Here is a 16100-nt window from a genome sequence, read left to right on the forward strand (position 1 = left end):
ATGGCAAAGCTCGACGCCATCACGCTCTCGGTTTTGCAGGCCGCCTTGCAGCAGGTCTGCGACGAGATGGACCTGACCTTCTCCCGCGCCGCCTTCTCGCCTGTCATCGCCGAGGCCAACGATCGCTCCGACGGCATCTATTCGGCTATCGACGGTTCGCTGATCGCACAAGGCAGCCAGGGCCTGCCGGTGTTCGTCGGCGTCATGCAATATTCGACCAGGACGGTGATCGAGATGATCGCCGACGGCCGCTGCCTGGCCCCGGAGCCGGGCGACATCTACATCGTCAACGATCCCTATCTCGGCGGCACCCATCTGATGGATGTGCGCTTCGTCATGCCTGTCTACCGGGCGGGAAAAATCTTCTGCTGGCTCTCCAACACCGGTCATTGGCCCGACATTGGCGGCTCCGTACCCGGCGGCTTCTCGGCTTCCGCCACGGCGGTCGAACAGGAAGGCCTGCGGCTGCCGCCCGTAAAACTGTTCAAGAAAGGCGTGCTCGACCCCGAGATCTACGCCATCATCTGCTCCAACATCCGCGTCGCGGACCAGCGCATCGGCGACATCCGGGCCCAGGCCGCGGCATTGCTAATCGGCCAGGACCGGCTCAACGAAATCCTGGATCGTTACGGAGACGAAACCGTTGTCGAGGCGATAGCCGAGCTGCGCCGCCGTGCCGCTGAACAGATGCGCGCCAACATAGCGGCCATTCCCGACGGTACCTACCGCTCCAGGGCCTTCGTTGATTCTGATGGGGTGGTCAACGAACCGCTGACCATCGCGCTCGCGGTCGAGAAGAAGGGCGATACGCTGACCTTCGATTTCGCCGGCTCGTCACAGCCGTGCGCCGGGCCGATGAACAGCGTTCTGGCGACGACGTTGTCCTCGGTCTATCTCGCCATGCGCCACATTTTCCCCGACGTGCCGATCAGTGCCGGCGCCTTCGAGCCGCTGATCGTCAAGCGGCCGGAAGGCACCTTCCTCGACGCCAGATATCCGCGCCCCGTGTCGGGCTGTGCGGCCGAAGTGTCGCAGCGTATCGCCGAGGCGGTGTTCGCCGCCATGGTGCAGGCGCTGCCGGACAAGGTGACGGCGGCTCCCGCCGGCTCGAGCGGCAATTTCGCGCTCGGCGGCAACGATCCGGCGCGCGGCCGCGATTACGTCATGTACCAGATCTCCGGCGGCGGCTATGGCGGCAATTCAGGCCATGACGGCCTGACCAATGGCTGCTCGACCATCGGCATTTCCAAGTCGCCCCCGGTCGAGATCATGGAACAGGCCTTTCCGGTGCTCTACCGCCACTATGCCTTGCGTGAAGGCTCGGGCGGCGCCGGCAAGCATCGCGGCGGTTTCGGCCTCGCCTATGAGGTCGAGATCCTGCGCGGCGACGCGCGCGCGTCCTTCGTCATGGATCACGGCCGTTTCGGCCCGCAAGGCGCGCTCGGCGGCAGGGACGGCGAGCCCAACACGGTAACCGTGTTCCGCAATGGCGAAGAACATGTGCCGCCGCATTTGTCCAAGGAGCAGGACATCCCGCTGAAGGCCGGTGACCGCGTGCGCGTCGGCACTCCGGGCGGTGGCGGCTATGGCGATCCATTCCAGCGCGACGCCGATCAGGTGCGGCGCGATGTGGCGCTGGGATATTATACACCGAAGGAAGCCAGCGAAAAATTCGGCGTGGTCTTGTCGGCGGGCGACCTTTCCGTTGACCGCAAGGCGACGGAAGCGCGGCGCGTCAGCTAGCCCAAAGCCTTCCGTTCTCACGAGGGCAGCCTGCCGCGCCGTGATCGCCGCAGCACATGTCGTTTCCGTCTCCGCCGCGCGCATGAAAGCCCGTAGACTTCGCCAGTCAACGGGGATCTGGACCATGCATCTTTTCGGTCGTTTCGTGCTTGCCGCTTCCGTCGCTTTCACCCTCGCCACGGGCGCCGCTTCCGCCCAGGACAACAAACTCAGGATCGGCACCGAGGGCGCCTATCCGCCCTTCAACTATGCCAATGCCGACGGTACGCTCGGCGGCTTCGACATCGACCTCGGCAAGGCGCTGTGCGCCGAGATGAAGGCCGAGTGCGAATTCATCGTGCAGGATTTCGACGGCTCGATTCCCGCGCTCCAGGCCGGCAAGTTCGACGCCATCATCAACATCACCATCACGCCCGGGCGGGCCGAGAAGGTCGAGTTCACCCGCAAATACTACCAGACGCCGCCGGCCATCGCGGTGCCGAAGGATTCGCCCATCGCGGGCACGTCGCCCGAGGATTTGAAAGGCAAGGCGCTCGGCGTCCAGACCGCCACCATCCATCAGAAATTCGCCGAGCAGAAATACGTAGGCTCGACCGTCAAGGCCTATCCGACAGGTGACGACGCCCGCACCGACATGGCCAACGGCCGGCTCGACGCGATGATGGATGGCTCGATCATCCTGACCGAATGGCTGAAGAAGCCCGACGGCGCCTGCTGCAAGCTGCTCGGCACGCTGACGGCCGATCCGGCCATTCACGGACCCGGCGTCGGCATCGCGCTGCAGAAGGGCAACAAGGAATTGGCCGACAAGTTCAATGCGGCCATCGACGCGCTGCGCGCCGCCGGAAAGTACAAGGAAATCAACGACAAGTACTTTTCGTTCGACGTCTACGGGAATTGAGGCTGACACCAAATGCGTTCCGGCAGCGCCACTTGGCGCTGCCGTTTTCATGAATGGAGACTTTCTTGGCTGAGCGGCGCTCCCCCTTCTACAGCAGCATCGTCGGATTGGGCGCGACTATGGGTCGGGTCGGTGGCGATTTCATCTCGGCCAAATATTATTCCGGCATCGCCGACGAGCACCTGAACACACGCAAGAATGTCGGCGTGCAGGATCTCAGCACCATGGGCAAGATGGACATCAAGGGGCCGGACGCCGAGGCGCTGGTCAACCATGTCATCGTCAACGATGCCGCGGCCATGAAGCCGGGCCAGGTGCGCTACTCCACGGTCTGCCGCGAGGATGGCGGCATCCTGGACGACCTCACCGTGTTCCGACTGGGGACCGAGCATTTCATGCTGGTGACCGGCTCGGTCAACCGGTTGAAGATGCTCCCCTGGCTGCTGCATCATGCCGAAGGACGCAAGGCCTATGTCACCGATATCACCGCAGCGGTCGCCTTCCCGACCATCCAGGGCCCACGCTCGCGCGACCTGTTGAAGGCGCTGGTCAGGGATGCCGATCTGGACGGGCTGAAGCGTTGGGCGTTCACCTCGGGGCGCGTCGGGGAGACGAAGGTGCTGATCTCGCGCACCGGCGTCACCGGCGAACTCGGCTTCGAACTTTTCGTGCCGGCCGACGAGGCGGCCTCGGTCTGGGAAAGGCTGATGCAGGCCGGGCGGGACTTCGGCCTGAAACCCTATGGCGTGCTGGTGATGTTCACGCTCGGTCTGGAAAAGGCCTATCCGGCGCATGGCATCGACATGGATGAGAGCCGCACGCCGTTCCATGTCGGCCTCGACCGCTGGATCAAGTTCGACAAGGGCGATTTCATCGGCCGCGAGGCCCTGCTCAAGGTCCGCGACAAGGGCCTCGACGAACGCTGGACCGGATTGGTCCTCGATGGCGATAAGCCAGCCACGACGGATGCCAGGGTGATGGCCGATGGCGAGGACGCCGGCATCGTCACCTACAGCGATCATGGCTATTCCCTCGGCAAGGTACTGGCGACGGCGCATCTGCGGCTGCCCTTCACCGCCATCGGCACTGAGCTGAGCATCGAGATAGAGGGCAAGCCGACGCGCGCGGTGGTGGCGCCGATGCCTTTCTTCGATCCGGAAGGGGCGAGGCTGAGGGGCTAGTCCAACTTGCCACGGAAATCGCTTTGGCCCCCTTCCCAAGGTTGTGATACGATCTCGAAATGAAGTCTCCCAGTTCAAGAACCATCCGTTCGGCCAAGACCGGCCAGTTCGTTCTGACGAGCGGGCGCGGCGAGAAAATTAGCGCCGTCGAAGGCATGAAGCTGTCGCCCCGCATGGCTAAGGTACTAAGCCACAGTGCGCGGCACGGACTGTCCGGTGATGAGCGGCGTTCGCTCATCAAGGAAGAAATCCGCAAAAAGAAATAGACGTTGGCCTACGTCGCCGAGTTCGATCCGCTCTGCTACCCCGGCACGACGGTGCTCATCAATTTGCTGGACATTCGTGACCAGACCGAACTCGATGAGGTCGAGCTCGCTCTGTTCTTGACACGCGCTGACGAACCTCTTCCGGCAGGCGAACTGGACTATCCTCATTATCGCAGTCTGCACCGGCATCTGTTCCAGGACGTGTATGCCTGGGCCGGTCAGCCGCGCACCATCCGCATCGGAAAGGGCGGCAGCTGGTTCTGTTATCCCGAGCACATCGCGACTGAGATGGCGCGGGTGTTCGGCGAACTCGGCAATCCCGACCGTTTAGCCGACCTAGACAGCGTCGGCTTTTCCGGGCACGCCGCCCACATCGTCGCGGAGATCAATGCCGTGCATCCGTTTCGAAGGCAACGGCCGATCCCAACTCACCTTCCTCGCGATGCTCGCCGAGCACGCGGGCCTGACATTCAATGCAGACATCCTTGAACGGGATCGCATCATTCAAGCCATGATCGACAGTTTCAGCGGTTCCGAAGCGCCCTTGCAAGCACTGATAGAAGACATCATCGCCTAGTTCGTCAGCCGGTCTCATCCCCGCCGATCCAGCCTCGCCACCAGCCGATCGCCCGCCCACTGGATGCCGCAGACCAGGATGATCAGCACGATGACCACGGCGATCATCACCGAAGTCTCGAACCGCTGGTAGCCGTAGCGGATAGCGAGGTCGCCGAGGCCGCCGGCACCGATGGCTCCGGCCATCGCCGAGGCGCCGATTAGCGTCACCAAGGTCACCGTGAAACCGGCGACGATGCCGGGCAGGGCTTCGGGCACCAGCACCTCGCGGATGATCGTCCAGCGGTTGCCGCCCATGGCGCGGGCCGCCTCGATCAGGCCATGGTCGACCTCGCGCAGCGACACTTCGGCGATGCGCGCATAATAGGGCGTGGCCGCGATCGATAGCGGCACGATGGCCGCCCATGTGCCGATCGAGGTGCCGACGATCAGCCGGGTCAGCGGGATCAGCGCCACCAGAAGGATGATGAACGGCACCGAGCGGAAACCGTTGATGACGGCGCCGAGCACGCGGTTGACCCACAGGCTTTCGGCGATGCCGCCACGTTCGGTGGCGATCAAGGCCAGCCCCAGCGGCAGGCCGAACACCAGCGAGATGAGGCCCGAGGCGGCCGTCATCAGCACCGTCTCCCAGATCGAACGCAGCAGAAGCTCAAACAGGATCGGCGACATGGCCAAGCACCTCCACCCGCGCCTGGCGGGATTTGAGGAATGTGATCACCTCGGCGAGATGGCTTGCATCCTTGCCGGGGACGGAAAGGAACAGCGTGCCGACGGGCTGCTGCTGGACATGGTCGATGCCGCCATGGACAAGACGGAACGCACCTGGCACCGTTGCCGCGAGATCGGACAGCAACGGCCCGCGTGCGGCGTCGCCGGCGACATCGACGCGCAGGATGGTGTCGGCGCCGGCTGACGGCAGCAGTCGCGCTGCGAATTCGGCCGGCAATTGCGGCCGGATCGCGCCAAGCAGGCTTCTTGTGATGTCCGAGCGCGGATCGGCGAACACCGACCAGACCGGCCCTTCCTCGACGATGCGCCCGGTGTCGATCACCGCCACGCGGTCGGCGATCGAGCGGATCACCTCCATCTCATGGGTGATCAAAAGGATGGTCAGGCCAAGCTGCCGGTTGATGTCCTTGAGCAGCGCGAGAATGGAGCGTGTCGTTTCCGGGTCGAGCGCCGAGGTGGCTTCGTCCGACAACAGCAGCGCCGGCCGTGCGGCCAGCGCCCGGGCGATGCCGACGCGCTGCTTCTGTCCGCCCGACAGCGACGCCGGATAGGCTTTGGCCTTTTCCGACAGGCCGACGAGATCGAGCAGTTCGGCCGCTCGCGCGAGCCGTTCCGCTTTCGAGCGGCCCTCGATCTTCAGCGGCAGCGCGACATTGTCCTCGACGGTCTTGGCCGACAAAAGGTTGAAATGCTGGAAGATCATGCCGATACGCCGGCGCAGCGGCTGCAGGTCGCGCTCGCCGAGCCGGCTGATCTCGCGGCCTTCGATGAACACTTGACCGGAATCGGGCCGCTCCAGACCGTTCAGGCAGCGGATCAGTGTCGATTTGCCGGCGCCGCTGCGGCCGATGATGCCGAGGATCTCGCCCTTGCGTACCGTCAGCGAGATGCCGTCGAGCGCCGCCGTGGCACCGAAACGGCGCTTCAGGTCGACAAGACGCACCACGTCCTGCGGCGGTGCGCCAGGTCGATCCATGGCCTCGGTGGTTTCGGTGAAATGCTGGTTCATACGCGGATCCTGAAAATACGATTGCGGCCCGCGCAATGCGCGGACCGCCTTCCTGTCGGAGCAGGCAAGTCAGTGCCCGATGGTGTCAATAGGCGCTGAGGCCGGTGCCCTTGTAGACCTTGTCGAACTCGGCTTTCACGGCCTCGTTCTGGTAGGAGGCGACCAGCGTCTTCACCCAGGCCTCGTTCTCATTGCCGACCTTGACCGCGATGAAGTTACGGTACGGATTGTCGGCGATCGGCTCCTGCGCAATGCGGTTTTCCGGCGTCAGGCCGCTTTTCAGCGCCCAGTCGGTGTTGACCACGGCCGCGTCGAGATCCTCGACCGAGCGGCCGACGATGCCGGCGTCAAGCTCCTTGATCTCGACCTTCTTGGGGTTTTCCGCGATGTCGGCGGTGGTGGCGAGAATGCCGGTGCCGTCCTTCAGCTTGATCACGCCCTCGTTCTGCAGCACCCGCAGCGCGCGGCCTTCATTGGACGGGTCGTTCGGCACGCCGATGACCGCGCCTTCGGGCAGGTCGGCGACCGCTTTGTACTTCTTGGAATAAAGGCCGATCGGCCAGACGCCGGTATAGCCGACGCGCACGATATGGTAGCCCTGGGTCTTGATCTGGTTGTCGAGATAGGGCTGGTGCTGGAAGGCGTTGGCGTCGATCTCGCCGCGCTCCAGCGCCTCGTTGGGCTGGGTATAGTCGTTGAACACCACGGTCTCGATGGTGAGGCCCTTTTCGGCGGCCTGGGCGACGACGACGCGCCAGACATCCTCGTCCTCGCCGCTGATGATGCCGACCTTGATCGCCTTCTTGTCTTCGGCGAAGGAGGCATGGGGAGCCATCAGGCCGCCGATCGCCACCGCCGATGCGAACAGCAGAGCAAGGCCATTGCGCCGGTTGAGGGTTGACCAAGGGGAAGCTGGCGAAGTGTTGTTGACGTCGGACATGATTGATCTCTGCGGTTGTGAAGTCATGGCAGCAAGGGCGGATTGCCTAGGCTTGGTCACATCGTCATAAATTCTATCGATCTTATCAACGAACGTGTTTCGCCGATCTCGCCGAAGCCGGGAATATTCTCTCAAAAATCCTGAGGTAGCGAGCACAAGGCACCGCCGGCCGGCCGCAGGGAACCGCGATGCGACCCTGGGCGCCGCTGCAGGCGCTCAGATTCTCAAGGAGAGCCGAGGGATCTCAAAGCGCGATCCAGGCAGTCTTCAGGTCGAGATATTTCTCCAGCGCGTGCAGCGACTTGTCGCGGCCGAAGCCGGATTGCTTGACGCCGCCGAGCGGTACGGTGATGTCGGCGCCGCCATAGGTGTTGACGTGGACGACGCCGGCATTGATGGCGCGCACCATGCGATGCGCGGTGGAAAGATTTGATGTCCACACCGCCGAGGCAAGCCCGTAGACGGTCGAATTGGCAAGCCGCACCGCCTCCTCCTCGGTCTCGAAGCGCATCACGCCGAGCACCGGTCCGAACACCTCCTCGCGGGCAAGCTGCATGTCCTGTGTGACATTCTCGAAGATCGTCGGCGCCATGTAGCTGCCGCGGGTCTCGGTGAGTATGCGCTCGCCGCCGGTGACCAGCCTTGCGCCTTCTTCGGCGGCCTTGGCGACGAAGCCGAGGTTCTTGTCCAATTGCTCGGCGCTCGATACCGCGCCGACGTCGCTCGCGAGATCGAGCGGATCGCCGACCCTAAGCCGCGTGGTTGCCGAGAGAAGTTCGTCCATGAAGCGGTCATAGACCGACGATTGGACGAGCAGACGCGAGCCGGCGACGCACACCTGGCCGGAATTGCGGAAGATGCCGTTGGCCGAGACGACCGCCGCCTGCTTCAGGTCTGGAGCATCGGCAAAGACGATGTTGGGCGACTTGCCGCCGAGTTCGAGGAAGACACGCTTCAGGTTGGAACGGGCGGAATAGTCGAGCAGCCGCCGGCCGACCGGCCCGGAGCCGGTGAAGGCGATGGCGTCGACATCCATATGCAGCCCGAGCGCCTCGCCGGCGACCGCGCCGCGGCCGGTGACGACGTTGAGCACACCGGCGGGCAAGCCGGCCTCGCTGGCCAGTTCCGCCAGCCGCAGCAGCGTCAGCGACGCGATCTCCGGCGGCTTGACCACCACGCAATTGCCGGCGGCAAGTGCCGGGGCGATCTTCCAGGCGCCGATCATCAGCGGGAAATTCCACGGCACGATGACACCGACGACGCCGAGCGGCTCCTTGTGGATCAGCCCCAGCACGTTCTCGGCCGTCGGCGCGATCTCGCCATAGACCTTGTCGATCGCCTCGGCGTAGTAGCGGATGGTGCCGGCCGCCGACAGCGGCTCGGCCTTGTAGGCCATGCCGATTTCGGTGCCATTGTCGCGCACGCCGAGCACGGCCAGTTCATCGACATGCTTTTCGACCAGCTCGGCGAGCCTTGTCAGCACTTTCTTGCGAAAAGCGGGTGCCGCGCGCGACCACGAGCCCTTCTCGAATGTTTTGCGCGCCGCCTGGACCGCGCGGTCGACATCGGCGGCATTGCCGTCGGCGATGCTGGCAAAAGGCCGGCCGTCGATCGGCGAAACCACCGGCAGCGTCGCGCCGCCTGTCGCCTCGGCCTGCGCGCCATCGATGAACAGGCCACGCGCGCCGATCTCGGCCTTGCGCAGGATATCGATGGCATTCTGGGTGATCATTTGGGACCGGCTCCGCAACTGACATGCAATGTGGTGGGCGCCCGGAATTCCCAGCCGCGGAACACCGGCTCCTTGCCGGGCACCAGTCTGAGATCGGGAAAGCGCTCGAGCAGCAGCCTCACCGCGAGGCACATCTGCTCGCGCGCGAAAAACCGGCCGGAGCAGAAATGATGGCCGAAGCCGAAGGCGGCGTGGTTGCCTTCGTCGCGATCGATGTCGAAGCGGTCGGGGTCGGCAAATCGGCTCTCGTCGCGGCTGGCCGAGGAGACAAGTGCCGCCACTGGTGCGCCGGCGGGGATGGTGGCTCCGCCGATCTCGACCGCGCGGGTCGTTTCGCGTGTCTGCGTGCCGATCGGCGCCACCCAGCGCAGGCCCTCGTCGACCGCCTTGGGCACGAAGGTCTCGGGATCGTCGAGCACCTTGCGCAACTGGTCGGGGCTCCTCAGCAGGCCGACAAGGATCGAGCCGGCGCCGTGGCCCGGCTCCTGCATGCCGCCGAGCAGGATCACTTTGACGGTCGGCATCAGGAAGTCGATCGGTCGCGTTTTGCCTTCCGGCATACCGTCATGCAGCATATGCGACAACGCCGAATCGTCGGGCTCACGGACCAGCCTTTCCAGCGTCGGCGTCACCGCATCGCCGACCTCGGCGCCGATCGCGTCGGCGATTTCCTGCCGCTTAGGGTCCTTCTCGAAATTGATGGCGCCTTGGGCAAGGCCATAGAACCAGCGGCGCAGGGTCGGCATGTCGATGTCGGCAAGGCCGAGCGAGCGTGCCAGGCAGAGCGTCGACACAGGCTCGAAATAATCGGCCATCAGTTCGGCCGAACCTTGGCTGGCGATCCGGTCGAGATAAGGCTCGGCGATCGAGCGCACGAGATCCCCGGCATAGGAGGCGACGGTGCGTGGCCGGTATTTCGGGTCGACGCCCTGGCGAAGGTGCTTGTGGACCTCGCCGTCGCTGGTCAGGATCGTCGGCTTGCCGAAGGAGCGCTCGACCGGCGATACGCCGGCCTTGACGATTGCGGAGAAGATGTCGGGCGACTTCGCCACCAGTTCGACATCCTTCCAGCGGGTGACGAACCAGAGATTGACCGAGGGCACGAAGGCGACCGGCGCGCTGCGCCTGAGTTCGGCATAGATCGGATAGGGATCGGCCTCCAGCGCCTCGACGGTGATGTTTTCGGCAAAGCTCAAGGCCGCCACTCCCTTTGTGGTGGAAGGGGCGGCGTCACGCCGCCCCGCTAGGTCTCTCGATCCGGTGTTTCGCTCAATCCTTCAGGGGCAGACCGAGGCTTTCGAAGGCCACCGGATCGCGGCTCTTCAAGGCGCCGGCCAGCAGCAGGCCGACCACCGCGGCGATCAGCACCAGCCCCGGCAGGAACACGCCGAGGAAGCCGCCGGCCCCCGACAGGCTGCCGAAATTGATGACGATCAGATAGATGATGACGACGAAGGCGATGAAGGTCAGCCCAGGCAGGATGGTCGTCTTCACGGCATTTTCCTGCGCCGATGGGTTGGCGCGGAAGTACATGACCACGGCGAGCGAGGCCACCGCCATCATGACGATGACACCGAGCGTCGCGACATTGGTCAGCCAGGAAAACAGTGCCAGCACCGGATCGAGGCCGAGCACGGCGAACAGACCGACGACGACGGCCGCCAGCACGCTCTGGATCACCGAGGCGACATGCGGGCTCTGGTGCGCCGAATGCGTCACGCCGATCGACTGCGGCAAAAGCTTCTCACGGCCCGAGACATAGATGTAGCGGGCGACCGCATTATGGAACGCCAGCACGCCGGCGAACAGGCTCGACACGAACAGGATGCTCATCGCCTGCGACAGCATCGTGCCTGCGTAGCGGTCGGACAGGCCGAACAGGAACGTCGTCGGATCCTGCAAGCCCTGCAGTGCCGGCAGCAATTTGTCGACACCGGCGCCGACCGCCATCAGCCAGGCGGTCACCATGTAGAAGACGCCGATCAACACCACGGAGATATAGGTGGCGCGCGGTATCGTGACCTTGGGATCGCGTGCCTCCTCGGCATAGATCGTCGTTGCCTCGAAGCCGATGAACGCCGCGAAGCAGAACAGGATGGCGATCGCTGGCGCACCGCTGGTGATCTGACTCCAGCTGAAGGGTGCGGCCGACAGTCCGCTGTCGCCGCCGGTCTTGAGGATAGCGATGTCGAGGATCAGCACCACGGCGTATTCGCAGAGAACCAGCACCGTCAGGATCTTGGCCGATAGGTCGACCTGGCGGTAACCGAGCACGGCGACGAGCGCGATGGCGATGAAGCTCCACACCCACCAAGGCAGGTTGATGCCCCAGCCGGCGAACAGTCCGGCGGTAGCGGCACCCAAAAGGCCCATGACGCCGATCTGCATGGCGTTGTAGGACAGGATCGCGATCAGCGCCGTGGCGCCGCCGGCAAGCCCGCCGAGCCCGCGCGCGGCGTAGGCATAAAAGGCGCCGGCATTGCCGACATGCCGCGACATGGCGACATAGCCGACCGCGAACAACAACAGCAGCACCGTCACGATGAGGTAGGTGCCGGCAAAGCCGGCGCCATTGCCCATTAGCATGCCGAGCGGCGTGCCGCCGGCCACCGCCGTGAGCGGAGCCGCCGCCGAAATCACCATGAAGGTGATGGCGCCCACGCCAAGGCTGTTCTTGCGCAGCCTGTTGGCTGGCGCCTGTTCCAAAACTGCTGTCATTGGTCCCTCCTGTTTGCAAACCAAGATCGGTTTGCTGGCCGCACGGCCTGTCCCATATCGCTCTGGCGGTTCGGTTCATTATTTGAACCATTATTTTGAATATAGACTTGCAAACAAACCGGCTTCCTGTCAAGTTAATTCACACGTTAAATGATTGCCTCTGAATGGATGGCAATGCCGGGAGGTAAATTTGGGTACGGTTGGAAAAGCGATCTCGCTTCTGGAGCTGTTCACCGTGGCGGAGCCCGAACTCGGCCTGTCCGATCTGGCGCGCCGGTCGGGCTTCGACAAGGCGACGACGCGGCGGCTGCTGGTTGCGCTGACCGCCCATGGCTTCGTCGAGCAGGATGGCGGTACGCGGCACTACCGCCTCGGCGCCGGCCTGTCGCGGCTGGCGCGCATCCGCGAGGCCCGCTTCCCCTTCCTCCAGACGGCTGTGCCGCTGGTGCGGGATCTGGCAAGTGCCACGGCGGAGACGGTGCATCTGTCGGAATTCGGCATCGACAGGCTGGTCACCGTCCATGTCGAGCATCCCACGCGGGCAAACCGGGTCAACGTCGATATCGGCCAGCTCCTGCCGCTTCATTCGACCGCCTCCGGCATCGCCTATCTGGCCTTCGCCAGGGAGGAGACCGTCAAGGCATGCCTGGCGGGTCCCCTCGAGGCGTTCACCGCGCACACGCTGATCGAGCCGGCCGCCATCTCCCGCTCCCTGGATGAGGCGCGCGGGCGCGGCTACTCGATCTGCGATCAGGGCCTGGAAGAAGGCGTCATCGGCGTGGCGGCGGCAATCCTCGCTGCGGACGGCTTCGCGCTCGGCACCATCGCGGTGGCCGCGCCGAAGGCCAGGACGACGGCAGCCGACATCGCGGCACGAGGGCTTGCGGCCGTCGCCGCGGCGCGGGAAATTTCGATGCGTCTCAATGGCGAGAATCTGCAAACCCTGAGGAGGCAGGCCTGATGCCCGTGGATCCCGCGCCCCGCATCCTGGTCATCGGCACCGGCGACACCAAGGCCGATGAGCTGCTGTTCATGAAAGCCTGCATCGAGGCATCGGGCGGCCGCGCCGTCATGATGGATGTCAGCGTGCTCGGCGATCCGCCCTACAGCCCCGATCACGACAAGCATGCCGTGGCCCGCGCTGTCGATGTGACGATCGCCGAGATCGTGTCCAGCGGTGACGAAAACACCGCCATGACGCTGATGGCCGGCGGCGCGGTGCAACTGGTGCGCCAACTCCATCAGCGCGGCGAGATCGACGCCTTCATCGCCATCGGCGGTTCGATGGGCACCGATCTGGCGCTCGACGTCGCGCTCAGCCTGCCGCTCGGCGTGCCGAAATTCGTCGTCTCGACCATCGCCTATTCGCACCTGATACCGCCCGAGCGCGTCGCGCCCGACCTGATGATGATCCTCTGGGCGGGAGGGCTCTACGGCCTCAACAACATCTGCAAGCTGGTCCTGTCGCAGGCCTGCGGCGCGGTCGTCGGCGCGGCCAGGATCGTGCTTGCGTCACGCGCGTCGGCGCCGGCCCTCGGGCCGACCATCGGCATGACCTCGCTTGGCGGCAGTTGCCTGCGCTACATGAAGACGCTGAAGCCGGCGCTGGAACGGCGCGGCTATGACGTCGCCGTCTTCCATACCACTGGAATGGGCGGCAGAGCCTTCGAATCGATTGCCGGCCAGGGTCATTTCTGCGCGGTGTTCGACTTCAGCCTGCAGGAAATCACCAACCATCTTGCCGGCTCCGTCGTCAGCTCCGGCGCCGACCGGCTCGAGAACGCCGGCGCCCGTGGCATCCCGCAGATCGCGGCACCAGGCGCCGTTGACATGGTCGACCTGCCGACCTGGCAGGATTTGCCGGCTAAGTTTTCGCGGCGGCCGTTTCACGCCCATAACAGGCTGATTGCCTCTGTCACCGTCGATGCCGATGATCGCCGCCAGGTCGCCAGGACCATCGCCGCCAAGCTCGGCGCGTCGAAGGGCCGCTCAGCCTTCATCCTGCCTTCGGGCGGCATCCAGGAATGGGACATGCAGGGCGAGCCGCTCTACGAGCCGCAAGCGCTTGCCGCCTTCGTCGATGAAATGCGCAAGGCTATACCCGCCGGGGTCGAGTTCCACGAGATCGACGCCCACATCAACAGCGACACCTTCGTCGGCAAGGCGCTCGAGATATTCGACCGCTGGGTCGAGGAAGGCGTTGTCCCGCGCGGTACCCCTGCCAAGGGAGTGGCCGCGTGAGCGCTGTCCTGGCAAAGGCGCTTGTCCTTGATTTCGGCGGCGTTGTCACGCGAACGCTGTTCGAAACCCATGCCTTGACCGAGCAGGCGCTCGGCCTGAAGCCCGGAACGCTGCAATGGCGCGGGCCGTTCGATCCGGCCAGCGATCCGCTGTGGCGGGCCATGCAGGCCGACGAGATCAGCGAGCGCGATTATTGGCGCACCCGCACCAGCGAGGTCGGCCGGCTCGTCGGCGAGGACTGGCAGGCGATGGAAACCTTCGTCCAGCGCGCCCGCGGAGCCGAGCCGGAAAAGGTGGTACGGCCCGAGGCCGACAGTGCCATCCGCGCCGTCCATGCGGCCGGCTTTCGCCTCGCGATCCTGTCCAACGAGCTCGACCTGTTCTATGGCGCCGGCTTCCGTCAAAGACTGCCGCTGCTCGGCCTGTTCGATGTGATCGTCGATGCCACCCATACCGGCATCCTCAAGCCCGACCCGCGCGCCTATGCCTTCGTCACCGAAGCGCTCGGCCTGCCCGCCGGCGCCTGCGTGTTCGTCGACGACCAGCAGCGCAATGTCGATGGCGGCCGTGCCGCCGGCATGCGCACCGTTCATTTCGACGTTGCCCGGCCGGCATTTTCCTACGCCGAGGCACTCGGCCATTTCGACCTCGTCCCCGCCGTCTGAGAACCATTTTCGGAGCCTGTCATGCGCGACATCAATTTCCTCACCGAGACGAACGCCAAGCCGATCTGGCATCCGATGGCGCACCCGGCCGAGATGCGGGCCAATCCGCCAAAGGTGATCATGAAGGGCGAGGGCGTCACCGTCACCGACATCGACGGCAACAGCGTGCTCGATGCCGTCGGTGGTCTGTGGAACGTCAACCTCGGCTACAGCTGCGATCCCATCAAGAAGGCGATCGCCGACCAGCTCGGCGCGCTGCCCTACTATTCGGGCTTTCGCGGCACCTCGACCGGACCGTCTATCGAGCTCGCCTACGAACTCTCTGAATGGTTCGCGCCGGAAGGCATGGTGCGGACCTTCTTCACCTCGGGCGGTTCGGATTCGGTCGAGACGGCGCTGCGGCTCGCCCGGCAATACTGGAAGATCCGCGGTCAGGGCGACCGCACGAAATTCCTTGCCCTGAAGAAGGGCTATCACGGCACGCATTTCGGTGCCGCCTCGGTCAACGGCAATGCCAATTTCCGCCGCAACTACGAGCCGCTGCTGCCCGGCGTCTTCCACATTCCCGCACCCTGGACCTTCCGCAACCCGTTCGACGAGACCGATCCGGCTCGGCTGGCGAAACTGTGCGCCAAGGCGCTGGAAGACGAAATCGCTTTCCAGGGCGGCGACACCATCGCCGCTTTCATCATGGAGCCTGTGCTCGGCGCCGGCGGCGTCATCGTCCCGCATGAGAGCTTCATGCCGCTGGTGCGCGAGATCTGCGATCGCCACGAAATCCTGCTGATCGCCGACGAGGTGGTCACCGGCTTCGGCCGCACCGGCGCCTGGGCGGGCTCGCGGCTGTCGGGCGTGAAGCCGGATTTCATGACCATCGCCAAGGCGATCACCTCAGGCTATTTCCCGCTCGGTGCCACGCTGATCGGTGGCAAGGTCGCCGATGTCTTCGAGGCCGACAAGACCAGCTTCGGCGCGATCGGCCACGGCTACACCTATTCCGGCCATCCTGTCGGCTGCGCCGCGGGACTGGCGGCGCTTGCCGAAACCAAACGGCTTCGCCTGAACGAGAACGCCGCAGCGCGCGGTGTCGAACTTGCGGCCGTGCTTGAGGGCCTGAAGGCGAAGCACGAGATCGTAGGCGATGTCAGGCACAAAGGCTTGATGGCGGCGCTGGAGCTGGTCTCCGATCGCGCCACCAAAAAATCCGCCGACAAGAAGACCATGGCCGTGGTCTCGGAGGCAGCCTATGAGGCCGGCGTCATGCTGCGCGTGTCCGGCAACAACGTCATCCTGTCGCCGCCGCTGATCATCAGCGCCGCCGACGTCGCCAAAATCGGCGAGGCAATCGGCGTAGGCCTGTCGAAGCTCTGACGGACAATTGAATACAACGAGGCTT

General features: G+C 64.6%; 15 protein-coding genes. 9 read left to right on the top strand and 6 right to left on the bottom strand.

The genetic code is table 11. From position 1 onward, the window contains the following. From LB568_RS00750 to LB568_RS00770, 5 genes are all read left to right on the top strand, one after another. Entirely contained in the window at positions 1-1743 is a 1743-nt protein-coding gene (locus LB568_RS00750) for a hydantoinase B/oxoprolinase family protein (RefSeq protein ID WP_224729472.1), read from the top strand. Between the two features lie 124 nt (positions 1744-1867). Further along, a complete protein-coding gene (locus tag LB568_RS00755; RefSeq protein ID WP_224728751.1) occupies positions 1868-2644 on the top strand; it encodes an ABC transporter substrate-binding protein in 777 nt (258 codons plus the stop codon). A gap of 65 nt (positions 2645-2709) precedes the next feature. Then, positions 2710-3825 carry an aminomethyltransferase family protein gene (locus LB568_RS00760; RefSeq protein ID WP_224728752.1) on the top strand — a complete coding sequence of 372 codons (1116 nt, stop codon included), beginning with the start codon at positions 2710-2712 and terminating at the stop codon, positions 3823-3825. Between the two features lie 59 nt (positions 3826-3884). Then, on the top strand, positions 3885-4091 hold the full coding sequence (locus tag LB568_RS00765; protein WP_140575476.1) for a hypothetical protein: 207 nt from the start codon (positions 3885-3887) through the stop codon (positions 4089-4091). 3 nt (positions 4092-4094) lie between these two features. After that, entirely contained in the window at positions 4095-4580 is a 486-nt protein-coding gene (locus LB568_RS00770; RefSeq protein WP_318013228.1) for a Fic/DOC family protein, read from the top strand. 102 nt (positions 4581-4682) lie between these two features. On the opposite strand, the gene LB568_RS00775 is transcribed toward LB568_RS00770, so the two are convergent. The 6 genes from LB568_RS00775 to LB568_RS00800 form a co-directional block, all read right to left on the bottom strand. Further along, a complete protein-coding gene (locus LB568_RS00775; protein WP_202325122.1) occupies positions 4683-5339 on the bottom strand; it encodes a methionine ABC transporter permease in 657 nt (218 codons plus the stop codon). After that, positions 5320-6408 (bottom strand): methionine ABC transporter ATP-binding protein, encoded by a 1089-nt coding sequence (locus tag LB568_RS00780; RefSeq protein ID WP_224728753.1) that lies wholly within the window; start codon positions 6406-6408, stop codon positions 5320-5322. The genes LB568_RS00775 and LB568_RS00780 overlap by 20 nt, the downstream gene beginning before the upstream one ends. Positions 6409-6493: 85 nt before the next feature. After that, positions 6494-7348 carry a MetQ/NlpA family lipoprotein gene (locus LB568_RS00785; protein WP_140575466.1) on the bottom strand — a complete coding sequence of 285 codons (855 nt, stop codon included), beginning with the start codon at positions 7346-7348 and terminating at the stop codon, positions 6494-6496. A 244-nt stretch (positions 7349-7592) separates the two neighbouring features. Further along, entirely contained in the window at positions 7593-9080 is a 1488-nt protein-coding gene (locus LB568_RS00790; protein ID WP_224728754.1) for an aldehyde dehydrogenase, read from the bottom strand. Further along, positions 9077-10276: a cytochrome P450 gene (locus LB568_RS00795; RefSeq protein WP_224728755.1), complete on the bottom strand. Its 1200-nt coding sequence runs from the start codon at positions 10274-10276 to the stop codon at positions 9077-9079. Before LB568_RS00795 ends, LB568_RS00790 begins: the two co-directional genes overlap by 4 nt. Before the next feature lie 73 nt (positions 10277-10349). After that, a complete protein-coding gene (locus LB568_RS00800; RefSeq protein WP_224728756.1) occupies positions 10350-11798 on the bottom strand; it encodes an APC family permease in 1449 nt (482 codons plus the stop codon). Between the two features lie 190 nt (positions 11799-11988). Between LB568_RS00800 and LB568_RS00805 the strand changes: the two genes are divergently transcribed. The 4 genes from LB568_RS00805 to LB568_RS00820 are packed head-to-tail and all read left to right on the top strand — an operon-like array spanning position 11989 to position 16075. Then, complete coding sequence (locus LB568_RS00805) at positions 11989-12759, top strand: IclR family transcriptional regulator (RefSeq protein ID WP_224728757.1); 771 nt, start codon at positions 11989-11991, stop codon at positions 12757-12759. Then, complete coding sequence (locus LB568_RS00810; protein ID WP_224728758.1) at positions 12759-14039, top strand: Tm-1-like ATP-binding domain-containing protein; 1281 nt, start codon at positions 12759-12761, stop codon at positions 14037-14039. Before LB568_RS00805 ends, LB568_RS00810 begins: the two co-directional genes overlap by 1 nt. Before the next feature lie 8 nt (positions 14040-14047). Next, a complete protein-coding gene (locus LB568_RS00815; RefSeq protein ID WP_224729473.1) occupies positions 14048-14704 on the top strand; it encodes an HAD family hydrolase in 657 nt (218 codons plus the stop codon). A gap of 21 nt (positions 14705-14725) precedes the next feature. Further along, positions 14726-16075 carry an aminotransferase class III-fold pyridoxal phosphate-dependent enzyme gene (locus LB568_RS00820; RefSeq protein ID WP_224728759.1) on the top strand — a complete coding sequence of 450 codons (1350 nt, stop codon included), beginning with the start codon at positions 14726-14728 and terminating at the stop codon, positions 16073-16075. The last annotated feature ends 25 nt before the right edge of the window (positions 16076-16100 follow it).

This window comes from Mesorhizobium sp. B263B2A (assembly GCF_020165775.1).
Classification (GTDB): domain Bacteria; phylum Pseudomonadota; class Alphaproteobacteria; order Rhizobiales; family Rhizobiaceae; genus Mesorhizobium; species Mesorhizobium opportunistum.